General features: G+C 69.0%; 21 protein-coding genes and 2 tRNA genes. 9 read left to right on the top strand and 14 right to left on the bottom strand.

The genetic code is table 11. The annotated features are described in order from the left end of the window. Window positions 1-17 precede the first annotated feature (17 nt). From lysA to ACQ1RG_RS11885, 10 genes are all read right to left on the bottom strand, one after another. On the bottom strand, window positions 18-1481 hold the full coding sequence (lysA, locus tag ACQ1RG_RS11930) for a diaminopimelate decarboxylase (RefSeq protein WP_009375282.1): 1464 nt from the start codon (window positions 1479-1481) through the stop codon (window positions 18-20). Further along, window positions 1482-2348, bottom strand: a complete 867-nt coding sequence (locus tag ACQ1RG_RS11925; protein WP_009375281.1) for a DALR anticodon-binding domain-containing protein — start codon at window positions 2346-2348, stop codon at window positions 1482-1484. Window positions 2349-2394: 46 nt separating this feature from the next. Beyond that, window positions 2395-3570, bottom strand: a complete 1176-nt coding sequence (locus tag ACQ1RG_RS11920) for an MFS transporter (RefSeq protein WP_009375279.1) — start codon at window positions 3568-3570, stop codon at window positions 2395-2397. 44 nt (window positions 3571-3614) lie between these two features. Beyond that, entirely contained in the window at window positions 3615-6152 is a 2538-nt protein-coding gene (locus ACQ1RG_RS11915) for an FtsX-like permease family protein (RefSeq protein ID WP_009375277.1), read from the bottom strand. Then, complete coding sequence (locus tag ACQ1RG_RS11910; RefSeq protein WP_009375275.1) at window positions 6149-6910, bottom strand: ABC transporter ATP-binding protein; 762 nt, start codon at window positions 6908-6910, stop codon at window positions 6149-6151. The genes ACQ1RG_RS11915 and ACQ1RG_RS11910 overlap by 4 nt, the downstream gene beginning before the upstream one ends. Before the next feature lie 75 nt (window positions 6911-6985). Further along, a tRNA-Arg gene (locus ACQ1RG_RS11905) sits at window positions 6986-7058 on the bottom strand. A gap of 81 nt (window positions 7059-7139) precedes the next feature. Beyond that, the gene (locus tag ACQ1RG_RS11900) at window positions 7140-8138 is read right to left on the bottom strand and encodes a M15 family metallopeptidase (RefSeq protein WP_040340968.1); all 999 of its coding nucleotides are present in this window, start codon (window positions 8136-8138) and stop codon (window positions 7140-7142) included. A gap of 271 nt (window positions 8139-8409) precedes the next feature. Further along, the gene (locus ACQ1RG_RS11895) at window positions 8410-9456 is read right to left on the bottom strand and encodes a hemolysin family protein (RefSeq protein ID WP_009375271.1); all 1047 of its coding nucleotides are present in this window, start codon (window positions 9454-9456) and stop codon (window positions 8410-8412) included. Beyond that, entirely contained in the window at window positions 9453-10784 is a 1332-nt protein-coding gene (locus ACQ1RG_RS11890; RefSeq protein ID WP_009375269.1) for a hemolysin family protein, read from the bottom strand. Before ACQ1RG_RS11890 ends, ACQ1RG_RS11895 begins: the two co-directional genes overlap by 4 nt. A gap of 131 nt (window positions 10785-10915) precedes the next feature. Then, window positions 10916-12373, bottom strand: coding sequence for a GuaB1 family IMP dehydrogenase-related protein (locus ACQ1RG_RS11885; protein ID WP_009375267.1), 1458 nt, complete (start codon window positions 12371-12373; stop codon window positions 10916-10918). A gap of 101 nt (window positions 12374-12474) precedes the next feature. Here ACQ1RG_RS11885 and ACQ1RG_RS11880 point away from each other — a divergent pair, with 101 nt between their 5' ends. Genes ACQ1RG_RS11880 through ACQ1RG_RS11870 form a run of 3 tightly spaced genes read left to right on the top strand, consistent with a single transcriptional unit; the run spans window position 12475 to window position 17011 of the window. Further along, on the top strand, window positions 12475-16263 hold the full coding sequence (locus tag ACQ1RG_RS11880) for a multifunctional oxoglutarate decarboxylase/oxoglutarate dehydrogenase thiamine pyrophosphate-binding subunit/dihydrolipoyllysine-residue succinyltransferase subunit (RefSeq protein WP_009375265.1): 3789 nt from the start codon (window positions 12475-12477) through the stop codon (window positions 16261-16263). Beyond that, window positions 16260-16877: a GDSL-type esterase/lipase family protein gene (locus ACQ1RG_RS11875; protein WP_009375263.1), complete on the top strand. Its 618-nt coding sequence runs from the start codon at window positions 16260-16262 to the stop codon at window positions 16875-16877. Before ACQ1RG_RS11880 ends, ACQ1RG_RS11875 begins: the two co-directional genes overlap by 4 nt. Before the next feature lie 59 nt (window positions 16878-16936). Continuing rightward, window positions 16937-17011: a 50S ribosomal protein bL37 gene (locus tag ACQ1RG_RS11870; protein WP_100227367.1), complete on the top strand. Its 75-nt coding sequence runs from the start codon at window positions 16937-16939 to the stop codon at window positions 17009-17011. Between the two features lie 77 nt (window positions 17012-17088). On the opposite strand, the gene rsrA is transcribed toward ACQ1RG_RS11870, so the two are convergent. Next, on the bottom strand, window positions 17089-17355 hold the full coding sequence (gene rsrA / locus ACQ1RG_RS11865) for a mycothiol system anti-sigma-R factor (RefSeq protein ID WP_009375261.1): 267 nt from the start codon (window positions 17353-17355) through the stop codon (window positions 17089-17091). Beyond that, complete coding sequence (locus ACQ1RG_RS11860; RefSeq protein WP_269668304.1) at window positions 17352-17996, bottom strand: sigma-70 family RNA polymerase sigma factor; 645 nt, start codon at window positions 17994-17996, stop codon at window positions 17352-17354. Before ACQ1RG_RS11860 ends, rsrA begins: the two co-directional genes overlap by 4 nt. A 213-nt stretch (window positions 17997-18209) precedes the next feature. On the opposite strand from ACQ1RG_RS11860, the gene ACQ1RG_RS11855 reads away from it, so the two are divergent. Genes ACQ1RG_RS11855 through ACQ1RG_RS11835 form a run of 5 tightly spaced genes read left to right on the top strand, consistent with a single transcriptional unit; the run spans window position 18210 to window position 23076 of the window. Beyond that, window positions 18210-18707 carry a DoxX family protein gene (locus ACQ1RG_RS11855; RefSeq protein ID WP_040340965.1) on the top strand — a complete coding sequence of 166 codons (498 nt, stop codon included), beginning with the start codon at window positions 18210-18212 and terminating at the stop codon, window positions 18705-18707. After that, window positions 18694-20001, top strand: coding sequence for a 3-phosphoshikimate 1-carboxyvinyltransferase (aroA, locus tag ACQ1RG_RS11850; RefSeq protein ID WP_051995472.1), 1308 nt, complete (start codon window positions 18694-18696; stop codon window positions 19999-20001). The genes ACQ1RG_RS11855 and aroA overlap by 14 nt, the downstream gene beginning before the upstream one ends. Before the next feature lies 1 nt (window position 20002). Continuing rightward, window positions 20003-21022 (top strand): ribosome small subunit-dependent GTPase A, encoded by a 1020-nt coding sequence (gene rsgA, locus ACQ1RG_RS11845; RefSeq protein WP_009375254.1) that lies wholly within the window; start codon window positions 20003-20005, stop codon window positions 21020-21022. Window positions 21023-21031: 9 nt separating this feature from the next. Then, window positions 21032-21823, top strand: coding sequence for a histidinol-phosphatase (gene hisN / locus ACQ1RG_RS11840; protein ID WP_009375253.1), 792 nt, complete (start codon window positions 21032-21034; stop codon window positions 21821-21823). Further along, window positions 21820-23076: an aminotransferase class I/II-fold pyridoxal phosphate-dependent enzyme gene (locus ACQ1RG_RS11835; protein WP_231882214.1), complete on the top strand. Its 1257-nt coding sequence runs from the start codon at window positions 21820-21822 to the stop codon at window positions 23074-23076. Before hisN ends, ACQ1RG_RS11835 begins: the two co-directional genes overlap by 4 nt. Window positions 23077-23241: 165 nt before the next feature. Here the strand turns inward: ACQ1RG_RS11835 and ACQ1RG_RS11830 are convergent, their stop codons facing one another. Next, on the bottom strand, window positions 23242-23790 hold the full coding sequence (locus tag ACQ1RG_RS11830) for a YceI family protein (RefSeq protein WP_009375251.1): 549 nt from the start codon (window positions 23788-23790) through the stop codon (window positions 23242-23244). A 272-nt stretch (window positions 23791-24062) separates the two neighbouring features. On the opposite strand from ACQ1RG_RS11830, the gene ACQ1RG_RS11825 reads away from it, so the two are divergent. Then, window positions 24063-24139: transfer RNA gene (locus ACQ1RG_RS11825), tRNA-Met, on the top strand. Here ACQ1RG_RS11825 and ACQ1RG_RS11820 read toward each other — a convergent pair. Beyond that, a complete protein-coding gene (locus tag ACQ1RG_RS11820; protein ID WP_227492575.1) occupies window positions 24096-24359 on the bottom strand; it encodes a helix-turn-helix domain-containing protein in 264 nt (87 codons plus the stop codon). The two genes, ACQ1RG_RS11825 and ACQ1RG_RS11820, sit on opposite strands and share 44 nt — an antisense overlap. Between the last annotated feature and the right edge of the window lie 7 nt (window positions 24360-24366).

Genomic DNA, 24366 nt, shown 5'->3' with positions numbered 1-24366 from the left:
GTGGTTCGCAGGTGATCTCAGCGCTCTGCCGGATCAGGATTCTTCCCGTCGGTGGTCGGGTCCGCCATCCCCGGGTCGCTCGCGAAGAGCTGCGAGTACGTCTCCGGGGTGACGATCCACTCCACCCTATCCCGTGTCACGGCGAGCACCCCCGGCCGAGTGACATGATTGTAATTGCTCGACAGTGACCGACAGTAGGCACCGGTGCCGGGAACGGCGAGGAGGTCGCCGGGTGCCACGTCACCGCCCATGTACTCGTCACGGACGATGACGTCGCCGGACTCGCAGTGCATGCCGACGACGCGGACGACGACGGGAGCGGCGGGCGAGTTCCGATTGGCCAAGGTACACGAATAGTCGGCGTCGTAGAGAGCTGTCCGAATGTTGTCGCTCATCCCGCCGTCGACGGCGACGTAGGTGCGCACACCTTCGTCGGTGACGACCTCCTTGACGGTGCCGACGCGGTAGAGCGTGAACACCGCGGGCGAGACGATCGCCCGGCCCGGCTCGATCGAGATCCGCGGGACGTTCGTGCCCAGTCCGCGGCACTCCTTGGCGACGACGGCGGCGAGTTCGGAGGCCATCTCGGCGACGGGGATCGGCGTGTCCTGCGAGGTGTAGCGGATCCCGAAGCCGCCGCCGAGGTCGACCTCGGGGAGGTCGACGCCGTGGGTGGCCATGATCTCGGCGCGCAGGGCGAGCACGCGGGCGGCGGCGACCTGGAAGCCGGAGATGTCGAAGATCTGGGAGCCGATGTGCGAGTGGAGCCCGTCGAGGCGCAGGTGGGCGGAGTCGACGACGCGCGCGGCGGCGGCGCTCGCCTTGCCCGCGGACACGGAGAGGCCGAACTTCTGGTCCTCGTGGGCGGTGGCGATGAAGTCGTGGGTATGGGCTTCGACGCCGACGGTGACGCGCAGCATCACCGGCGCGACGACGCCCTTGGCCGCGGCGATGGTCTCGAGACGGTCGATCTCGTCGAGGCTGTCGACGATGATCCGTCCCACCCCGTAGTCGAGGGCGTACTCGAGTTCGGCGACGGACTTGTTGTTCCCGTGCAGGCCCACGCTCGCCCCGGGGACTCCGGCGGCGCGGGCGATCATCATCTCTCCGAGCGAGCACGTGTCGAGTCCCAGTCCGGCCTCGTGCACCCACCGGGCCACTGCCGTGCAAAGGAACGCCTTGCCCGCGTAGAAGACGTCGGCGCCGGCGAGCCCGTGCTCCGGGGCGAATGCGGCCGAGTACGCCTGACGGAAGAGCTCTGCGCGGGAGACGAAGTCGTCGACGTCGAAGACGAATGTCGGCGTGCCGAAGCGTTCGGCGAGGTCGGTCACGGGGTGACCGGCGACGGTGAGGACGCCGTCTGAGTCCTTGGCGACGTTGTCCGACCACAGGCTCGGCATGACGGCGTTGACGTCGTCGGGATAGGGCAGCCACACGGGGGCGGGCGTCGCGTGCAGGGGGCCTGCGATGTGAGCGGGCATCTACATCCTCTCCGGGGCGCGCACGCCCAGCAGTCTCAGTCCTCGGGCGAGGACGGTGGTCACAGCATCGACGAGCACGGCCCGGGCGGCGTGGACGGCGGTGATGTCGGCGTCGAGAGTGGGGACGAGCGTGTGGCTCGCCGCCCAGTCGAGGTAGGCGTGGGCGAGGTCGGCGAGCGTTGCGGTCAGCGCTGCCGGGTCCCGCGTGCGCGCGAGGGTGTCTGCCGCCTCGGTGACGTGGACGAGCAGGCTCCGCTCGGCGGTGTCGAGGGTCTCGGCGCCGACGATCTCGGCTGAGTCCGGTCGGGCCTCCCCCACTCGGACGTCGCCCTTGGCGGCCGTGCGCGGGCATCCGCCGGGGACTCCGGCGGCGGCTGCATTGCGGAGCAGTCGGCGGCCGTGGGCGTGGCTGCGGCGGATGAGGTGGACGGGATCGTCGTCGAGGGCGCGGGCCGGACCGTCGGGGACCTCGGGTGCCGGATCCCCGTCGTCGGCGGATGTGTGTGCGTCAGCGGCGGGGACTGCGTCAGCGCCCGGGTCCGCATCGTCGATCTGCTCGGCGATGATCGCGCAGACGGCGGCGAGGAGGCTCGCCGCGGTCACCTCGATGCCGAGGAAGCCCGGACCCGACACGGTCACCGCGGCGATGTCGGGATGGCGGCGAAGCGCCTCGGCGAACTGCTCGGCGACGTCATGGGCGTCGGCTCCGTCGAGGCGAGCCGCGGTGCGCAGGGCAAGGTTCGAATGCCAGTGACCGGGGGTTCTGCCGTCGGCACGACGCAGCACCGCACCATCGACCGGATGCGCAGTCCGGGCGGTGTCGGCCGCCGCCTCGGCGAGGACGGTGCGCAGCTGTTCCGGAGTCACCCGTCAAGCGTACTCGGCACGCGATCCGCGCACCGAATCGCCCGGCTCAGATATGGCCGGCCCGGGTGGCGGGGACGGTGACGGCGAGTTTGATCCCGACGGAGGCGAGGACGAGGACGAAGGCGGGCCACAGACTCCCTCCGGCTCCCACCAGGAGGCCGAAGAGCAGGGGACCCGTCGCGGCGAGCAGGTAGCCGCCGCCCTGGACGAATCCGGACAGCGCCGCCGAAGCCTCGGGGCCGCGCGAGCGCAGGGTGATGAGGGTGAGCGCGAGCGGGAACGTGGAGATGCCGATGCCGAGCAGCACGGTCCACAGCACCGGGGCCGCCTGCGGGGCGAGCCAGAGGCCGAGGTAGCCTGCGGCGAGGCTGAGGCAGAAGGCGACGACGATCGCGGCCGAGGAGCGCAGCCTGGCGGCCATTGCCGGGAGGACGAAGCCGAGGACGAGCGGGATCGCGGTGACGAGGGCGAGCATGGCTCCGGCGAACGCGGAGTCGAAGCCTGCGCGGGTGAGCAGCGGAGGCAGCCACGTGAAGAGGATGAAGTTGTTGAACGAGGTCATGCCCGTCATCGTCATCAGCGCCCAGGCCCGCGGGGTCGAGAGCAGCCGGCGCAGCTCCCGGCCGCCCACGGATGCGGCTCTCACCTCGGTCTGCGGGGCGGGACGGCACGCGGCGATGACACCCCACACGGCGACTGCGAGGCCGGCGCAGGCGACCCAGACGAGCAGCGAGCCGCGCCAGCCGAGTTCGCGGGCGAGCGGGACGGCGACGAGCGGGGGCACGAAGGTCCCGAGCTGGAGGAGACCGACGTGGACGGTGGAGACGAACGCGACCCGGTCCGGGAAGTACGCCTTGACGATCGGGGGCACGACGACGTTGCCCAGCCCCATGCCCGCCAGCGCGAGGACGCTGAGGGCGAAGAAGAGGCCGGGGTCGGAGACGAGGGCGCGGACCCCGAGTCCGAGGGTGATCATGGCCATCGCCGCCACGGTCATCGTCATCGCGGAGAAGCGGGTGATGAGGCGCGGGGCGAGGAACCCGCAGAGCCCGTAGAGCAGCGGCGGGAGCATCCCGATGACGGCGAGGAACGTCCCGCCGAGGCGGATCTCGCCGCCCATCGTCTCGAGCAGCGGGGACAGTCCGGTGACACCGGGCCGAAGGTTGAATGCGGCGACGACGATACCGGTGAGGATGATCCCCGACGTCCACGCTGGTCTCATGTGTGCCTTTCTACCACTGAGGCCGTGCCCGGCTACCGGCAGGGTCAGGTCTCCTGCTTGAGCCCTTCGACCGGGGACAGCCGTGCGGCGCGACGGGCCGGGGCCAGCGCCGAGAGGATCCCGGCGATGACGGCGACGGCGAGGATGCCGAGCGAGGCGGGGATCGACCAGTCGACGACGAATGCCGATGAGAAGTCGACGGTGATGAGTCGGGTCGCGACGATGCCCAGGGCGCCGCCGAGGCCGAGCCCGATGAGCGCGGCGACGACGGAGATGAGGACCGCTTCGAAGGCGAGCAGAGCGCGCAGCTGCGCGAGGCTGAGGCCGAGGGCGCGCAGCAGCGAGTTCTCCCGTCGGCGTTCGATGACCGAGAGGCTGATCGTGTTCGAGACCCCGATGAGGGCGATGAGGACGGCGATGAGGAGGACGCCGACGGCCGTGAGGAGGAGCACGTCGATGACCTGGGCGAAGAGCCCGCGTTCGACCGCCGAACCGATGACCTCGTCGGTGGCGACGTCGAGTGCCTCGGCGACCTGCTGCCGGATGCGCAGGACGTCGGAGCCGCTCTGGTCGGGGGCCAGGGTGATGAGCACAGCCGTCGACGCCGCGGAGATGCCGATCCTGTTGCCGACGTCAGCGGTCGTGAAGTAGGCCCGGCTCGACTCCCCCGACTTCTCGACCGGCAGCGTCGCCGTCGTCAGCCCCTGCACCTGCACCGACTGCCCCGGGTAGTTCTCAGGCACCGTCACCCGCCCGGCGACCACCGGAGGCGCCTGCTCGCCGAGGAGGGCCGAGAGCGAGCTCGGATCGACGATGTAGAGCTCGGCATCGTCGTCGACGACCGACCCGTGGTACGCGAGCACCGCCGTGGCGACGCCGTCGATGTCGCGGATCTCCTCGATGACGTCCTGATCGGCGGCGGTGCCGAGGCTGACGGCGACGTCGACGGGGAAGTGCTGTTCGAGGCCCGCCCCGAACGTCGCCTTCGTCGACATGCCGCCGACGACGAGAGTGGAGACGAGCGTGACGCCGATGACCAGCGCCGCGGCCGTCGATCCGGTACGGCGGCGGTTGCGCAGCGTGTTGAGCGTGGCCAGTTGGCCCGGCAGACCCCACGGGGTGACGACGAGGTCGCCGATCCACGAGACCACGGGCGGGATGATCTGGCCTGAGCCGAGGACGAGTCCGACGACGACGAGGATGCCGCCGAGGGCGCCGACGAGGATCCAGACGGGCGAGTCGACGGCGAAGACGAGAGCGAGGACGACGGCGAGGGTGCCGATGACGATGCTCCCCCACCCGGAGAGGACGCGCGCCCGCGACTGCGAGGTCGGAGCGCTGGGGACGTCGAAGGGCTGCAGGGCCTCGAGCGGGGTCACCGCGATCGCGCTGCGTGCCGGCCGGATCGTCGCCGCCACGGTGAGGAGGACGCCGACGACGACGCCGGCCAGCAGCGTCCAGGCCGGCACCGTGAGCGAGACGTAGGCGAACTCGTCCTTCCAGACCCGGGTGGCGACGGCAACGAGCAGGGCGCTCACCCCGATCCCGGCGATGACCCCGAGGAGCGAGCCGAGGAGTCCGACGAAGACGCCTTCGACGAGGACCGAGCCGTAGAGCTGTCGGCGGGAGGCGCCGATGCAGCGGAGCAGGGCGAGTTCGCGGCGACGACCGGCGACGATGACCGAGAACGTGTTCGAGACGACGAGGACGGCGACGAGGACGGAGATGCCCGCACAGCCGAGCAGCATCCATGCGATGAAGTCGCTGCCCTCGGAGAACTCCGCGACCCGGCGGTCGACCGCCTCGTCGACGGTCATCGTCTCCATCCTGTCGCGGAGGACGGAATCGGCGATGCGGGTCTCGATCGCAGAGCGCACCGTTTCCGGGTCGGCATCGGAGGACAGACCGAGCTGGATGGCGGCGACGTCACCGGAGCGGGCGAAGTGCTCGCGGTAACTCGCCCCCGTCGTCAGGGCCCGGGGCATGCCGACGAAGGTGGGGTCGTCGCCCATCTCCGCGATGCCGACGACGGTGAAGTCCGTGGCCGAATGCCGCGGTCCGCGGTAGACGGGCATCGAATCGGTGTCGGTGTCGATCCGGGCGGTCGCCGTGGTGAACCGCAGGGTGTCTCCGACACCGACGCCGAGGTCGGCAGCCGTCGCCGTGTCGACGACGACGTCCGTGGGCTCCTGCGGACGGGATCCCTCGACGACGGAGAACGTGTCGAGGCGGGGATCTCCCGGCGCGGGGGTGACGGCGAAGTCGGTGTCGGCGATTCCGCCGCCACGCGCCGAGGCGACGGCGCTGGCGGTGACCTCGACCGCGCTCACTCCGGGCACCCCCGCCAGCGACTCCGTCACCGCGGCGACCTCAGGCGGGTCGATCGCGGCTCCGGTGACGGGCATGACGACGACTCCGGCCCGGGAGAACGACTGTCCGATCCCCTCCCGCAGGCTCTCCTGCAGCGAGGTGTTGAAGATGAGGGTGGCCGAGACGAATCCCGCAGCGAGCGCGATGCCGAGACCGATCGCTGCGAACCGCGCCCAATGGGCGCGGATCTGGGCGAAGGCCACGGAGATCATCGCGCGCTCAGCTCGCTCAGGGCGGTGACGACTGTCTCCGTCGTCGGGTCGGCGATCTCACCGCCCACACGACCGTCCTTGAGCAGCACCACCCGATCGGCGTGGGCTGCGGCGACGGGGTCGTGGGTGACCATGATGATCGTCTGGCCGTACTGGGCAGCGGCGGCATGGAGGAGGTCGAGCACCTCGGCGCCGGAGAGGGAGTCGAGGTTGCCCGTCGGCTCGTCGGCGAAGACGACATCGGGCTTCGTCAGCAGGGCACGGGCGACGGCGACGCGCTGCTGCTGGCCGCCGGAGAGCTCGTGGGGACGGTGCCGGAGTCGGTCGCCGATGCCGAGGCGCTCGACGATCTCCGCCTTCCACGCCTCGTCGACGGAGCCGCGGGCGAGCGAGACCGGCAGATCGATGTTCTGGTCGGCATCGAGGGTGGGGACGAGGTTGAAGGCCTGGAAGATGAAGCCGACGCGGTCGCGGCGCAGCTGGGTCAGCTGCCGGTCGTCGAGTCCGGTGATGTCCTCGCCGCGCATGAGGATCTCCCCCGAGTCGACGCGGTCGAGGCCGGCGAGCACATGCATGAACGTCGACTTGCCCGACCCGGAGGGGCCCATGATGGCGGTGAAGCGCCCGGAGTCGAAGTCGACGCTGATGTCGTCGAGCGCAGTCACCGCGGTCTCGTCGCGGCCGAAGCTCTTGCGCAGGTGACGAGCGCACAGCACCGCCTCGTCAGAGCTGCTCGGCGCGGGGGAAGGAGTCGACATCACTGTCCTCGTGATCGCGGTCGGCGCGGGATAGACGAACCGCCCATCTCGACGTGGGAGATGGGCGGATCACTGTGCCCGCGACAGGATTCGAACCTACGACCTTCTGCTCCGGAGGCAGACGCTCTATCCGCTGAGCTACGCGGGCAACGCATGTCATGCTATCACCGACTGGGATCCGAACCCAAAACGCCGCCCGATCGTGTCGGACGGCGCAGCGGGTCGGGACTCAGGAGCCCTTCATGCCTTTGCGGCCGGGCACGTACTCCCAGTGCCACAGCTCGTACGAGTTGGCCTTGGCCCAGTCCGGGTTCTCCCAGCCGTACTTGCCGGCGTTGGCGGCGAGCCAGTCGTAGTTCGAGGTGTCGAGGTCGAGCGCGAGACCCCAGCCGTGGTTGGAGGTGCCCGGGCGGGCGGCGAAACCCGGCTTGCGGGCCGCGACCGAGATCTGCCCGGCCATGTCACGGTACGAGTCCGTGATGCCGAGGTCCTTGCCGGTGTCCTTCTTGAACGCGGCGTTCATCTCGGCGAAGGCGACAGCGGCGTCCGAGCGCAGCTTGTGGTCGCCGACGCCGATGCCGCACAGCCATTCGTCGGGCAGCTCGCCGTTCGAGGGCGAGCCCTTCGGAGCCTCACCGGAGCAGCCGGGCAGGACCGACTTCTCGATCGCACGGGACGCGGCCTCGGCCTTGTTCTGCTTGGCGCTGGGAGCGCCGATCTCGATGCTCGTCTTCTCGTCGGTCGCGGGAATGTCCGCGGAGACCGATTCCGCGTTGATCGCACGCGCCGGGGCCGCGGCCGCGGTCTCATCGACCTTGACCTCCTGGCCGCCCATGTTGCCGGCGATCATCACGGCCGCGATCGCGGTGCCGGTGACCGAGACGGTCGCCAGCGCCGAGGCGGTGGTCACCCGCTTGCGGCGGACGGAGCGGAGCAGGGAGCCGTCGGAGCCGCGGTTGCCCGCGAAGGCGGCGACGCTTCCCGAGGCGCGTTCGGCGGCCAGGGCCGCACGCCTGGGCGAACCCGCCTGCGCCGCAGCCTCAGCGGCCATCGCCGCTCGCCGGGGCGAGAGGGGCTGGGACTGAGGCTGAGATGCGGATTCCCGCGTCTGCGGGGTCGTGTCGGCGGTGCGCCGGGAGAGGAGAGAGGGAACGCTCGAGGAGGCGTGCTGCTTGCGTAGATCGCGTCGGCGCACAGGCGCCTCCACGGTCGAGGTGTCACTCGACATATCACTCCGAACTGTCGTCTGCTGTGCTGCACGCCCGCGGTCGGGCAGGCGGCCGAAAAGCTTATGTCACAACACTATAACGGCATTGTTACAGAAAGTCATGTCTCTGCAACGTTTCGGCTCTGACCTCGCAGAACGCCCAGGGCAGGCGTGTTGGAGCACCGCTGATCCGTGACCTGGCGCACATCGATCGTTACATTCCGTTACACAGGCCACGCCGTTCGGGAGACCGGGATCACCGTTGGGGCGTGCGAATGTGGGCGAACTCACCTCAGCCGTTCGCGCGACCGCGCTGCATCGCGTCCTGGACCTCGCCGACGAGCTCCTCGAGGACGTCCTCGAGGAAGAGGACGCCGAGCACCTCGTCGTCGGCCGAGAGGACCCGGGCGACGTGGATGCCGACCTTCTGCATCTGCGCGAGCGCCTCCTCGACCTCGTCGTCGGCGCGCACGGTGAAGAGCGGGCGGAACCGCTTCGCCGGCACCGGCTCGGTGTCCCGATCGGCGTAGAGGACGTCCTTGATGTGGAGGTAGTTCTCCGGATACCCGTCATCGTCGACGACGAAGTACCGCGAGTATCCCGTGCGGCCGACGAGGGTGACGAGCTCGTCGGGAGTCACGCTCTCGCTGATCGTCACGAGTTCGGACATCGGCACCATGATGTCGGCGGCGGTCTTGTCGCTGAACTCGAGCGCTCCCTTGAGCAGTCCGATGTCGTCGCTGAGCAGGCCCTCGCGCTTCGACTCGGCGACGATCGATTCGACCTGCTCGATCGTGTAGGCCTCGTTGACCTCGTCACGGGGTTCGATGCCGATGAGGCGGAGCACGGCGTTGGCGAGTCCGTTGAGCGGTCGGATGACGAAGCCGAAGACGCGGGAGAGGAACACCAGCGGCGGAGCGAGCAGCATCACGGCACGCCCCGAGGTGGCCAGGGCGATGTTCTTCGGCACCATCTCGCCGATGACGACATGGAGGTAGGTGACGATGCCGAGGGAGAGGATGAACGAGATCGTCGACGAGAGGCTCGCCGGGATGCCGAGGCCCTCGAGTGGCCCGGAGAGCAGATGGTGGATCGCCGGCTCAGAGACGTTGCCGAGCAGCAGCGAGCACACAGTGATGCCGAGCTGGCAGATCGCGAGCATGAGCGAGACGTGCTCCATCGCATAGAGGGCCGTGCGCGCGGCGGCGGAGCCCTCGGCGGCCTTGGGCTCGACCTGTGAGCGCTTGGCGGCGACGATGGCGAACTCGGCGGCGACGAAGAACGAGTTGCCGAGCAGCAGGACGACGAGCCAGACGAGTCCGAACCAGTCAGCGCTCATGCCGCACCGCCTTCCTGCTCGTAGAGTGCGTGGTCGGTGGCGCGCAGCACCACCCGGAGGCGTTCGATGCGCCGGCCGTGCATGCGCTCGACCCTGATGAGCGCGTCGGGCGTGCGCACCTCGTCTCCGGGCACCGGGATCCGACCGAGCTCCTTGAGGACGAAGCCGGCGACGGTCTCGTAGTCGGGGTCCTCCGGGATCGTCAGCCCGATCGTCGTCTCGATCTCGTCGGGGCGCAGCTGACCGGGCACGATCCACGAGCCGTCGCGGGCGGGCCGGGCGGCCACCCTCATCCTGTCGTGCTCGTCGGCGACCTCTCCGACGAGTTCCTCGACGACGTCCTCGAGGGTGACGACACCGGCGGTGCCGCCGAACTCGTCGACGACGACGGCCAGCTGCATGCCCTTGCCGCGCAGCTCCATGAGCAGCGGGTCGAGGCGCAGCGTCTCGGGGATCTCCGTGACCTCTGTCATCAGCCCTCCCGCGTACGCGTCATCGCGGTTGGCCACGGGAACGGCGAAGGCCTGTTTGACGTGGACGACGCCGACGATGTGGTCCTTGTCCTCGCCGGCGACCGGGAACCGGGAGTAGCCGGTCTCACGCGCCTGCTCGATGATCTGCCGCGCGGTGGTGTCCTTGACCACCGAGGACATCCGTGTGCGCGGCGTCATGACGTCCTCGGCGGTGCGCTCGGAGAAGCTCAGGGTGCGCTCGAGCAGACCGGCGGTCTGCTCGTCGAGGACGCCCTCCTCGGCGGAGTGGCGCACGAGCGAGGTGAGCTCGTCCGGGGAGCGCCCGACAGAGCCCTCCTCCTGCGGTTCGATCCCCATGGCGAGCAGGATCTTGTTCGCCGTGCCGTTGAGTGCGGCGATGAGCGGGCGGAGCACGACGGAGAACGCGTACTGGATCGGCGCGGCGATGCGCCCGGTGGCCAAGGGCACTGCGATCGCGAGGTTCTTCGGAACGAGTTCGCCGAAGATCATCGACAGCACCGTCGAGACGATGAGAGCGATGGTGAGCGCGAGCGGCTCCGACAGGCCCGGGCTCAGTCCCCAGGTCTCGAAGACCGGGGAGAGCAGTCTGCCCAGCGACGGCTCCATGAGGTAACCCGTGAGCAGAGTGGTGATCGTGATGCCGACCTGCGCGGCGGAGAGCTGCGTGGACAGGTGCGTCATCGACTGCCGCAGCGTCTTCGCCCCGACGACGCCGTCGGCGACGGCTCGGTCGGCCGTGTGGCGGTCGAGGGTGAGGAGGGAGAACTCCGCTGCGACGAAGATGCCCGTGCCGGCGATGAGCAGAAGGGCGAGGGCGAGGAACAGCCACTCCATCAGCGGTGCGCCCCCTCATGCAGGGGCGGGGTGAGAGTCTCGATGTCTCCGCTGACCCTCACGGGTCGGGGGTCATCGTCTGGGTCGCCGGCTTCCCGCCGGCGGGGACTGTCACTCTGCATGCGACGATCCTACCAACTTCCGCTCACAGGTCGACCTTCTTCGTAGCCCGCCGTGCTCTGCACGCCCACGCTCGCCCGATCGGCGAATTCCTCGAGATCCGCGGCTCCGGCGTAGGTGAATGAGCTGCGCACCCCGGAGGTGATCGAGTCGAGGAGGTCCTCGACGCCCGGGGACGCCGGATCGATGTACATCGTCGACGAGGAGATGCCCTCCTCGAACAGTCCCTTGCGGGCGCGCGAGAACGCCGACTCAGTGCGCGTCCGGTTGGCCACCGCGCGCGCCGAGGCCATGCCGAAGCTCTCCTTGTACTTCCGCCCCTCGCCGTCGACGAGGAGGTCGCCCGGGGATTCATGCGTGCCGGCGAACCACGAGCCGATCATCACCTGGGAGGCCCCGGCGGCGAGTGCGAGCGCGACGTCACGGGGGTAGCGCACTCCCCCGTCGGCCCAGACGTGGGCACCGAGCTCGGCGGCCGCTTCGGCGCATTCGCGCACGGCCGAGAACTGCGGGCGTCCCACCGCCGTCATCATCCGCGTCGTGCACATCGCTCCCGGACCGACGCCGACCTTGACGATCTGCGCCCCGGCCGAGACGAGGTCGCGGACCCCGTCGGCGGTGACGACGTTGCCGGCGACGATGGGCACACCGAGGTCGGCGTCCGCGACGGCCGTGAGGACGTCGAGCATCTTCGCCTGGTGGCCGTGGGCGGTGTCGATGACGAGAGTGTCGGCTCCGGCCTCCACGAGCGCGCTCGCCCGTTCGACGGCGTTGCCGTTGACGCCGATCGCCGTGGCGATCTTGAGACGTCCCCCGTCGTCGAGGTTCGGCGTGTAGATCGACGACCGCAGCAGCGACTTCGGGGTGAGCGCCCCGAGAAGGACGCCCGCGTCATCGACGACCGCGGCGTAGGCGGTGCGCGCCTCGTTCATCGTCTCGAACAGCTGTGCGAGGGCTTCCTGGTCCTCCCAGTCGATCTCGTCGGCCCGGATGACCTGCGGGGAGGTCTGGACGAGTTCGCCCACCGCGGTGAAGCGATCGACATCGCGCAGGTCGGCGGCGTCGATGACCCCGACGAGCCGACCGGCATCGTCGACGACGGCACCGAGACCGTGGGCGCGCTTGCCGAGCACGTGGAGGGCGGAGAGGACGGTGTCCTCGGCGGAGAACCGAAGCGCCGACTCGAAGACCCGGTCCCGGCTCTTCACCCAGCGGATCGTGTCCTCGGCGGCGGTGAGCGGGATGTCCTGCGGCAGGACTGCCAGGCCGCCTCGGCGGGCCATCGTCTCCGCCATCCGTCGCCCGGACACGGCCGTCATGTTCGCGGCCACGATGGGGGTCGGGGACCCTGTCGGATCGGTGGTCGTGAGGTCGACGTCGAAGCGCGAGGTCAGCGACGAGGAGTTGGGGACAAGGAACACGTCGGAATACGTGAGATCGTGATCCGGTTGGTGTGAAATGAAACGCATGACACTATTGTCCCCCATGTGCACACAGCGGAGCACATCGCGTTAGGCTGGTATGTGTCGTATTGCAGCAATTCGTGAACAGGAAGTAGGCGATCAGCGCCGTGTCCGTCAATACTCCGAACCGCACCGTCGACGACTTCGGATCGAACGAGTGGTTGGTCGAGGAACTGTACGAACAGTACAAGTCAGACAAGAACTCTGTAGACAAGTCCTGGTGGCCGTTCTTCGACCAGTACGAGAAGACGGACGGAGCGCAGACGACGAAGGCTGCGGATTCCGCATCCGGTGGGGATGCCCCGCAGAAGAAGGCGGCCGACGAGCCGCAGGGCAAGACCGAGGCGAAGTCGGCTCCCCAGGCGAAGGGGTCACCGCAGGCCGAGGACGCGGGAACCGCGGCTCGCCCGGATTCGGTCCCGGCCGCGAAGGAGACCTCGCGCGGCGTCTCCCCGTCCTCGGCCGAGACGGAGACGCTCAAGGCGGAGTCGAAGTCGGTGCCGAAGGTGACGACGAAGGACGTCGAGCCGAAGCCAGCCCCGGAGGAGACCGTCACCCCTCTGCGCGGACCCGCCAAGCTCATCGCCAAGAACATGGACGAGTCGCTCGAGATGCCGACGGCGACCTCGGTGCGCGCCCTGCCGGCGAAGGCGCTCATCGACAACCGCATCGTCATCAACTCGCACCTCAAGCGCACCCGCGGCGGCAAGGTCTCGTTCACCCACCTCATCGGCTTCGCCGTCATCCGCGCCCTGAAGAACTTCCCGTCGATGAACGTCTCCTACGACGTCCGCGACGGCAAGCCCGCGATGGTCTCGCCGGCGCACGTCAACTTCGGCCTCGCCATCGACGTCCCGAAGAAGGACGGCACCCGCTCACTGCTCGTGCCCAACGTCAAGAAGGCCGAGACGCTGACCTTCCGGCAGTTCGTCGACGCCTACGACGGCCTCGTCGACAAGGCCCGCAAGGGCAAGCTCACCGCTGACGACTTCGCCGGCACGACGGTGTCGCTGACGAACCCCGGCGGCATCGGCACCGTCCACTCGATCCCCCGCCTGACCAAGGGGCAGGGCGCGATCATCGGAGTCGGTGCGCTCGACTACCCGGCCGAGTTCCAGGGCGCGAGCCAGCGCACGATCAACGACCTCGCCGTCTCTAAGGTGCTCACGCTCACCTCGACCTACGACCACCGCGTCATCCAGGGCGCGGGCTCGGGCGAGTTCCTCAAGCTCGTCCACGGCTACCTGCTCGGTGAGGACGGCTTCTACGACGACGTCTTCGAATCGCTGCGCCTGCCCTACGAACCCGTGCGCTGGGTTCCCGACGTCTCCGCCGAGGACCAGGACGACGTCAACAAGACCGCCCGTGTCATCGAACTCATCGACGCCTACCGGACGCGCGGCCACCTCATGGCCAACATCGATCCGCTCGTCTACCGCCAGCGTTCGCATCCCGACCTCGACATCAACCAGCACGGACTGACCCTCTGGGACCTCGAACGCGAGTTCCCCACCGGCGGTTTCGGCGCGAAGCCGATGATGCCCTTCCGCAACATCCTCGGTCTGCTCCGGGAGAGCTACTGCCGGACCATCGGCTTCGAGTACATGCACATCGCCGATCCGCTCCAGCGCCGCTGGTTCCAGGCGAAGATCGAGGTCCCCCACCAGGAGCTCACCCGCGCCGAGCAGGGGCACATCCTCGGCCGTCTCAATGCCGCCGAGGCGTTCGAGACGTTCCTGCAGACGAAGTACATCGGACAGAAGCGCTTCAGCCTCGAGGGCAGCGAGTCGGCCATCGTCCTCCTCGACGAGGTCCTCAACCAGTCCGCAGACGCCGGACTCGAAGAGGTTGCGATCGGCATGGCCCACCGCGGTCGCCTCAACGTGCTCACGAACATCGCGGGCAAGTCCTATGCGCAGATGTTCCGGGAGTTCGATGGCACCATGTCTCCCGACAGCGTCCAGGGCTCCGGCGACGTCAAGTACCACCTCGGCACGCAGGGCTCGTTCACCTCGCCCTCGGGCAACTCGACGAACGTCTACGTCGCAGCGAACCCCAGCCACCTCGAGACGGTCGATCCCGTCCTCGAGGGCATCGTGCGCGCGAAGCAGGACGTCATCGACCAGGGTGAGGCAGGCTTCTCCGTGCTTCCCGTCCTCGTCCACGGTGACGCCGCGTTCGCGGGTCAGGGTGTCGTCGCCGAGACGCTCAACCTCTCCGAGCTGCGCGGCTACCGCACCGGCGGGACGATCCACATCATCATCAACAACCAGGTCGGGTTCACGACTCCGCCCGCCTCGGCGCGTTCGTCGTTCTACTGCACCGACATCGCGAAGTCGATCAACGCCCCGATCCTCCACGTCAACGGCGATGACCCCGAAGCCGTCGTCCGGGCGGCCCGTCTCGCGTTCGAGTACCGCCAGGAATTCAATCGCGACGTCGTCATCGACCTCGTCTCCTACCGCCGTCGCGGACACAACGAGGGCGACGACCCGTCGATGACCCAGCCGCTCATGTACTCCCTCATCGAGAAGAAGGGGTCGGTGCGCAAGCTCTACACTGAGTCCCTCGTCGGCAGGAAGTGCATCACGGATGAGGAGGCCGCCGAGGCGCTCAAGGACTACCAGTCGAAACTGGAGTCCGCGTTCGCCGAGACGAAGGCCGCCGAATCCGGGTCGGGCAAGGGCAGCGCGTTCAACGCCCCGCACCGACCGAGCGACATCGAGGCCCTCAACGACGTCTCGACGGCGATCAGCCCCGAGACCCTGAAGCGCATCGGCGACGCATTCGTCGACGTGCCCGAGGGCTTCACGGTGCACAAGAAGCTGCGCGCGCTGCTCGAGAAGCGCCGGGAGATGGCCATGCACGGCGGCATCGACTGGGGCTTCGCGGAGCTGCTCGCCTTCGGCTCGCTGCTCATCGAGGGCATCCCGGTGCGGCTGGCCGGGCAGGATTCGCGCCGCGGCACCTTCGTCCAGCGCCACTCGGTGCTCATCGACTCCGTCAACGACAACGAGTGGACGCCTCTGCAGAACATCAGCGACGACCAGGCGCGGTTCTACGTCTACGACTCGCTGCTGAGCGAGTACGCGGCCGTCGGCTTCGAGTACGGCTACTCCGTCGAGCGCAAGGACGCCCTCGTGGCGTGGGAGGCGCAGTTCGGCGACTTCGCGCAGGGCGCCCAGTCGGTCATCGACGAGTTCGTCTCCTCGTCCGAGCAGAAGTGGCAGCAGAACTCCGGTGTCGTCATGCTCCTGCCCCACGGGTACGAGGGACAGGGACCCGACCACTCCTCGGCGCGCATCGAGCGCTACCTGCAGCTGTGCGCGGAGTCGAACATGACCGTCGCGTTCCCCTCCAGCGGCGCCTCGTACTTCCACCTGCTGCGCCGGCACGCGCTGACCCCGAACAAGCGCCCGCTCATCGTCTTCACCCCGAAGTCGATGCTGCGCCTCAAGGCGGCGGCGAACTCGCCGGAGGACTTCACCTCCGGGAAGTTCGAAGCCGTCATCGACGACCCGAGCATCGATCCCTCGAAGGTCGAGAAGGTCGTCCTCGTCTCCGGCAAGCTCTACTGGGAGCTGCTCGCCCAGCGCGAGAAGAACGGTGACGACACGACCGCTCTCGTGCGCGTCGAGCAGCTCTACCCACTCGACGAGGACGCGATCACCGCGATCCTCGACCGGTACCCGGCCGATGCCAAGCTCGTCTGGGCGCAGGAGGAGCCTGAGAACCAGGGCGCGTGGCCGTTCATGGCCCTCAACCTCACCCCGCTCCTCGGCGGTCGTGACCTCACCCTCGTCGCCCGACCCGCTTCGGCGTCGACGGCGACGGGACTCAAGCACGTCCACGAGCTCCAGCAGGAAGAGGTCGTCGGCAGGGTGCTGCAGCGGTGAGCTCCGAGACCTCGACGACGATCGCCGTGGTCGGCGGCCCCTTGGTCGCCGGCCACGGCGATGGCCGCGGTCTCGGATGGGTCGGCAGGGTGACCGCACGGACCCTGCCGAGTCTGCCGGGCATGCGGGTCTACCCTCTGGCCGTCGGCCATGAGGATTCCGCAGGCCTCCATTCCCGTGCGATGTCGGAGGCGGCGCTGCGCTTCTCCGACGGTGCCGACAATCGGCTCGTGCTCGCACTCGGCTCCGGCGACCTCGATACCGGTCGCTCGGTGGCCCGCGCCAGACTCGACGTCGCCAACGTCCTCGACGAGGCGCTGGCGCGGAAGGTCTCGGCCTTCGTCATCGGTCCTCCGCCCGATCACGGAACGGATCGCAACCGGGCCATCGCCGAGCTGAATACGAGCTTCTCCGATGTCGCCAAACGCCGCGGCATCCCCTACGTCGACACCTACACCCCCCTGCTCGGCCATCCGGTCTGGCAGCGGGAGCTCGCGTCCTCGCACGACCGACTGCCGGCTCAGGAGGGCTACGGGCTGCTCGCGTGGCTCGTCCTCCACCGCGGATGGTTCCCGTGGCTGGGCGTGCGCGACGTGCTCGGAGACGACGGGTGAACTTGGCCCTCGGTCCACAGGCGTGAAACAATGAACCGTCCAATCGAAGGAGAACTGCCATGAGCAAGCGAGGCCGCAAGCGTCGCGATCGCCGTCGTTCGAATGCCAACCACGGCAAGCGTCCGAACAGCTGATCCACCGTGCACCGCGGGTGCACAGAGAAGGCGGGGAGAGTCATCCGACTCTCCCCGCCTTCTGTCTGCTCCATGCCTCAGCGCTGCCAGCGCACCTGCTCGACTGCGATCCTCCGCCGGATCTTCTCCTTGAGTCCCAGCGGGGCCTCCTCGCGGCCGCACGACCGCCGCACGACCTCTTTGAGCATCGCTTCGATCTCGTATTCGTCGTGGCAGGCCGGGCAGTGCTCGAGGTGGATCGAGATCTCACGGATCTCGGTCGTCGTCAGCTCCCCGTCGAGGTAGTGGTAGATGCGCATGAGCGATTCGGCCCGCATGCTCTCACAGCAGTCTCCGTCGGTCATTTCTCCCCTCCTTCGCGCTTGCCGAAGCCGCGCTCGGCGGCATACTCGGAGAGCATCTCGCGCAGCTGCCTGCGTCCGCGATGGAGTCGCGACATCACTGTGCCGATCGGGGTGTCCATGATCTCAGCGATCTCCTTGTACGGCAGGCCTTCGACGTCGGCATAGTAGACGACCATCCGGAAGTCCTCGGGCAGGGCGGAGAGCGCATCCTTGACGTCGGAGTCGGGCAGGTGGTCGAGGGCTTCGAGTTCGGCCGACCGCCCCTCGGAGGAGGTGTGGCTCGCGGCCTGGGCGATCTGCCAGTCCTCGATGTCCTCGCTGCCGTGCTCCTGCGGCTGCCGCTGCTTCTTGCGGTAGTTGTTGATGAAGGTGTTCGTGAGGATCCGGTAGAGCCACGCCTTGAGGTTGGTCCCCGGGGTGTACTGGTGGAAAGCTGCGTAGGCCTTCGCGTACGCCTCCTGCACGAGATCCTCGGCGTCGGCGGGGTTGCGGGTCATCCGCAGAGCCGCCGCGTAGAGCTGGTTGAGGTACTCGAGGGCGTCGCGCTCGAAACGAGCCGAGCGCTGTGCGTCGGTCTCGGTCTCGGTGGCTTCTCTGACTGATTCGGTCATCACCGTCAATGGTACGCCCGTTCTCTCCAGCACGGCAGTGGCACTCACTGACTCCTCCTCGTCCTCGGCGCTCTCCCACCGCGCACCCAGGTCGCGTGGATCCCGGCGAGCGGTCGGTCGTTGCCGTCGTCGGACCTGACATGCCGACGACATCGTGTACCTTCAACGCCGTCGCGCGGTTCCGATATTCCCTTTCGGCTATGCTTGCGGGTGAGATGCCCGACAGCCTCAGGAAGGAACCCTGTGTCCCCGATTCGACTTCTCGCAAGGCCCATGCTCGCCGCCGGCTACATCAGCAACGGCGTCGACCGTCTCCGCCGCCCTGAGGCAGCCGCAGCCTCGATCGCGCCGCTGCTCGCCCAGGCCCGCAAGCGCGTGGAGATCCCGCTCGATGCGACGACGATCGCCCGCGCCACCGGTGCCGCGCAGGTCGCTGCCGGTTCCCTGCTCGCCATCGGTCGCTTCCCCCGGTTGAGCGCCTCGATCCTTGTCGGCACCTACCTCCTCGACACCGTCGGGGAGCGCATCGCCGCGGAGAAGGCGACGTCGAAGGAGGAGAAGCGCACCCGCCTCGAGCGCACCCTCACCCGGACTTCGATGCTCGGCGGCGCCCTGCTTGCCAGCGTCGACACCGCCGGCAAGCCCGGACTGTGGTGGCGCACCCAGCACGCAGCCGAAGACCTCTGGTCCTCGGTCGAGAACACGTCGAAGCAGGCAATGAGTGCCCTTGGCGTCGACTGAGCCTCCCCCGTCAGCCGTGGGCGACTGGCGGCCTCCCCGCGCACCCGAGGCCCTCGACGCCGTCGTCACGGTCCCCGGGTCGAAGTCGCTGACCAACCGCTATCTCGTCCTCGCCGCGCTCGCTGATTCCGAGTCGATCATCCGCGGGTGGCTGCGCAGCCGCGACACCGAGCTCATGGTCGGCGCCCTGCGCAGCCTCGGCGCGGAGATCACGGAGTCCGGCGACGACCTCCACGTCACCCCGATCGACTTCACTGCCGGTGGAGAACCGGTGGCGATCGACTGCGGTCTCGCGGGGACCGTCATGCGCTTCGTCCCCCCGATCGCCGCGGCCACCGGCCGTGAGGTGGTCATCGACGGGGATGAGCAGGCCCGGGCACGGCCGATGGACGTCACAATCGACTCCCTCACCCGCCTCGGCGCGTCCATCACCGCGGTCGACGACTCCCTGCCCCTGACGATCCATGCGGGGTCCGAGCTGCGCGGGGGGCATCTCGAGATCGCCGCGGGGACCTCGAGCCAGTTCGTCTCGGGTCTCCTCCTCGCCGCGGCGGCGATGCCGCTCGGCCTCGACCTGAGCAACCGGGGTGACAGTGTGCCCAGCCGGGCCCACATCGATATGACCCTCGAGGTTCTCGCCGATGCCGGAGTCGACGTCACCGAACCGGAGCCCGAGCACTGGATCGTCGAACCGGGCCTGCCGCGCGGGCTCGACGTCGTCGTCGAACCCGACCTCTCCAACGCCGCAGCCTTTCTCGCCGCGGCACTCGCCACCGGGGGCACCGTCACGGTGCCCGGCTGGCCGGCCCACACGACGCAGGCCGGTGACGACTTCCGCCGCATCGCCGAGGCGTTCGGCGCGGAGGTCGATCTCGATCGCCGTGGTCTGCGAATCCTGGGACCCCAGCGGCTCTCCCCCGTCGACCTCGACCTCTCGGCAGTCGGCGAGCTCACCCCGGTCGTTGCGGCGCTGGCCGCACTCGCCCCCGGGACGTCGCACCTGCGGGGAATCGGCCACCTGCGCGGGCACGAGACCGACAGACTCGCAGCCCTGTCCGCGGAGCTCGGCGCGCTCGGCGTCGAGGTCGATGAGAGGCCCGACGCCCTGACGATCACCGGGGCGCGGCTGCGCGCGGGCACGTGGCACACCTACCACGACCATCGCATGGTCATGGCCGGGGCGGTCCTCGCCCTGGCCGCCGAGGACATCGTCATCGAGGACGTCGGCACGGTCGCGAAGACCCTGCCGGAGTTCGCGGGCCTCTGGGAAGCCATGCTCGCCGCCGAGGCCTGAGATGGCGCGCATCTTCCGCGATGAGGACTACCGGCCCAGACCGAACCGGCGCGGCTCGCGTCCGCGGACGAAGCACCGTCCCAGTCACGAGTCAGCCGTCGACGGCCTCGTCACCGCCGTCGACCGCGGCCGCTACCGGGTCGTCCTCGCCGACGCCGACGGCGGCTTCGACGGCGACGGCCGCACCGTCACCGCGGTGCGGGCCTCCAACCTGCGCAGGGTCGCCGTGGTCCCCGGCGACATCGTGCGCATCGTCGGCGACACCACGGGCCGGGAGGGCACACTGGCCAGGCTCGTCGAGATCACCGAGCGGCGGACCCTGCTGCGTCGCAGCGCCGACGACACGGACCCCACCGAACGGGTCATCGTCGCCAACGTCGACCTCATGGGCATCGTCACCGCCACCGTCGACCCCGAACCGTCCTACGGCCTCATCGACCGGGCCCTGACCGCGGCCATCGACGCCGGCATCACCCCACTCATCATCGTCACGAAGACGGATCTCGCTCCCGCCGACGACATCGCCCGCCGCTTCTCCGCGGCCGAGGTCGACATCGTCTCCTCGGGGCTGCGCTCCGACGGCAGCCTCGCCGACGACGCGGTCGCCGACCGGCTGGCCGGTCACATCAGCGTCCTCGTCGGGCACTCCGGCGTCGGGAAGTCGACGCTGACGAACGCCCTCGTTCCCGCCGCCGACCGGGCCACCGGCGACGTCAACGACGTCACCGGACGCGGTCGCCACACCTCCTCCTCGGCGGTGTGCCTGCCCCTGACGACCGGCGGCTGGCTCATCGACACCCCGGGCGTGCGCAGCTTCGGTCTCGCCCACGTCGACCGCGACGGCCTGCTGGCCGCGTTCCCCGAACTCGTCGAGGCGACGACCGAGTGCCCGCGCGGGTGCACCCACCTCGCCGATGCGCCCGGCTGCCGGCTCGATGCGTGGGTGGAGTCCGGGAAGGCCGGCCCCGGAGGGGTCTCACGGCTGGAGTCGCTGCGGAGGCTGCTCGCCAACGCTGGTTAGAGTGGGAGGATGAACGACCTCGACCTCGCGCTCGACCTCGCCGACCTCGCCGATTCGCTGAGCCTCTCGCGCTTCATCGCCCAGGACTTCACGATCGAGACGAAACCGGACCTCACCCCCGTCACGGAGTGCGACCGGGCCGTCGAATCAGCGCTCGTCGACCGGCTCGCCGTCACCCGCCCCGAGGACAGCGTCCTCGGTGAGGAGTTCGGATCGCACGGGAGCTCGGAGCGGCGCTGGATCATCGACCCCATCGACGGGACGAAGAACTACGTCCGCGGGGTGCCTGTGTGGGCCACGCTCATCTCCCTCTACGAGGGTCAGCGGCCCCTCCTCGGCGTCGTCTCCGCCCCCGCGCTCTCCCGTCGCTGGTGGGCGGCCGCGGGACAGGGTGCCTTCGCACGGGGTCCCGGGGGCCCTGACCGGCGCATCGAGGTCTCGCGGGTCGACGACCTCGGCGACGCCTCCCTCTCCTTCGCCTCCTTAGGCGGCTGGCGCGACCTCGGAGTCCGTGACGAGTTCATCGCGCTCACCGACGCGGTGTGGCGCACGCGCGGCTACGGGGACTTCTACTCGTACATGCTCGTCGCCGAGGGCGCCGTCGACATCGCCTGCGAACCGGAGCTCGCCCTCTACGATATGGGGGCACTCGCCCCGATCGTCCTCGAGGCCGGGGGCGCCTTCACGAACACCGCCGGGGTGCCCGGGGTCTTCGGCGGCAACGCCGTCGCGACGAACGGGCGCCTCCACGAGCGGGTGCTCGACGCCCTCGGCCGCGTCGCCCCCGAGGTCGCAGAATGAGGCCGGATCTCTCCCGCGCGATGCTCTGGCACGAGATGGCGGACGCGGCAGGACTCGTCGGTGCCGACGGAGAGCTCTCGGAAACGATCTACGGCCAGATGACGCAGCTGGCGGCGGCGACGGGGGCGGTCAACCTCGGCCAGGGTGCTCCGGGCACGGATGCGCCGGCGTCGCTCATCGAGGCGACGGCCGAGGCCATGCGCGAGGGCTTCAACCAGTACGCCCCCGGGCAGGGACACCCGATCCTCCGCGAGGCGATCGCGCGCCGACGGGCGAAGGACTTCGGCCATCCGGTCGCCGCCGAGGAGGTGCTCGTCACGTGTGGGGCCACGGAGGGGCTGACCGCGGCGATCCTCGCCCTCGTCCCCCGGGGAGGCCGGGTCGTGACGTTCGAACCGTACTACGACGCCTACCCGGCTGCGGTTGCGGCGGCCGGCGGTGAGTTCGTCACCGTGCCTGTGCTCCAGACCGAGAGCGGATTCCGACCCGACTGGGAGGCGTTCGAGGCCGCGATGGCCGACGGTGCGGCACTCGTCATCGTCAACACTCCGCACAATCCCACGGGATTCGTCTTCTCCGCTGAGGACTCCGCGCGGATCGTCCGCGCCGCCGAGACCGCGGATGCGTGGGTGCTCACCGACGAGGTCTACGAACAGCTGGTCCTCGACGAGAGTGCGCACATCCCTCCGGCCGTGGCTGCAGCCGACCCTGCCCGAGTCGTCACGGTCTCCTCAGCGGGCAAGAGCTGGAACATCACCGGGTGGAAGATCGGCTGGGTCATCGCCGCACCGGAGGTGCGGGAGGCGATCCAGGCCGTCAAGCAGTTCCTCACGTTCACCGGCGGTGGGCCGATGCAGATCGGCCTCGCCCGCCTGCTGGACTCGGACGACGATTTCGTCGCGGGCAATCGCCGGTCCCTGCGCGAGCGCGCCGAGGTGCTCGTCGCCGCATGTGCGAGCGTGCCCGGTTCCCGGGCCTCGGATCCGGCCGCCGGATACTTCACCGTCGTCGACTTCTCTGCGCTCACCGATCTCGACGCGTTCGCCCTCAACGATCTCCTCGCCCGCAGGCACGGCCTCGTCGGCATTCCCGTCCCGGCCCTGTGCCGGCCGGACACGACCGCGTCCGAGGCCTACCGGAGCGCCATCCGGTACTCGTTCTGCAAGTCACCGGCCGACGTCGCCGAAGGGGCCCGGCAGTTCCGCTCCCTCGCCGAGGCGGTCGCCGCCGATCCGCAGCTGCTCGTCGGCTGACACGGCTGGTGCCCGGGCAACGCCGGCTCCCCGGCCGATTCGGCTGATACCGCTGGGCCCTCGGGCACGCGACAGCGGGCCGCTCGGAGAGAGCGGCCCGCTGCGGGTTCTTCCGGACACAGGCGCACACCTGTGTCCGGACGGAGGGGAGTGATCGCCCGGCGATCAGGCCTTGGTGAGCTCGAGGTCGAGGGCGATCTTGATCTTGTCGGACACGAGCAGCTCGCCGCCGCCGAGCACGGCGCTGAACTCCATGCCGAACTCCTTGCGATCGACCGTCGCCTCAGCCGAGAGCCCGGCGACCTGGTTGCCGTTCGGATCAGTGGCGACGCCGTTGAACTCGCTGTCGAAGGTCACGCGCTTCGTCACTCCGCGCATCGTGAGGTCGCCTTCGAGCGCGAACTCGTCGCCCGACTCGGCCTTGATGCCGGTCGAGGTGAAGGTGAGCTTCGGATGCTGATCGGCAGCGAAGAAGTCGCTCGTCTTCAGGTGCTGGTCACGCTGGGCGTTGCGGGTGTTGATCGAGTCGACGACCGCTTCAGCGGTGACCGAGCTGTCCTCGAGGGTCTCACCGACCTGGACGGTCCCGGCGATCGTCTCAAAGTTGCCGCGGACCTTCGAGACACCCGCGTGCCGGGCGGTGAAGGTGAACTCCGAGTGGTTCGGGTCGATGTTCCACGTTCCGGGGGTGAGTCCGTTGGGAAGTGCGGTCATGTGCCTGTCCTCCTTTTGATTGAAATTTGAAGTACGTCAGTGACTATAGTTGAGACTTCAACCAGATGCAAGCCCTGCGCGCCCAGGCCCCCTGCTCGACAGGCCTCCTGTGCGCAGTCGCACCGGACCCGCCTTGGCATCATCGCCCCCATGCCCGCCCGGCATCCCCTCAGGATCCGCCGTTCGGGTGAACCCCAGGTTACCGTGTGGCAAAGGTCACTTGTCCAGGATTTTGCTCCGGGAATTACGCTCGTGTAATGTGGAGACCACGCCGCGGGGTGGAGCAGTTCGGTAGCTCGCCGGGCTCATAACCCGGAGGTCGGAGGTTCAAATCCTCCCCCCGCCACCAAGGTGGCAGAACCCTCAGTCAGTTCAACTGGCTGGGGGTTCTTCTCATTCACAATCTCCTCACCGAGCAGCTGCGAAAGTGAGATGCCCATGTACCGGGCAATGGCGAGCAGCTCATCGATTCGAAATGGCATCTCGCCACGGATCCGCTTCGACACATTTCGCTGGGCAAACCCAAGGATCTCAGCAATGTCTGCTTGCCGCAGGTTGTACCGCGTCATCCACGCC

This window comes from Brevibacterium sp. K72, from assembly GCF_050562175.1.
GTDB lineage: Bacteria > Actinomycetota > Actinomycetes > Actinomycetales > Brevibacteriaceae > Brevibacterium > Brevibacterium casei.
This window is presented reverse-complemented; position numbering and strand designations above follow the sequence as displayed.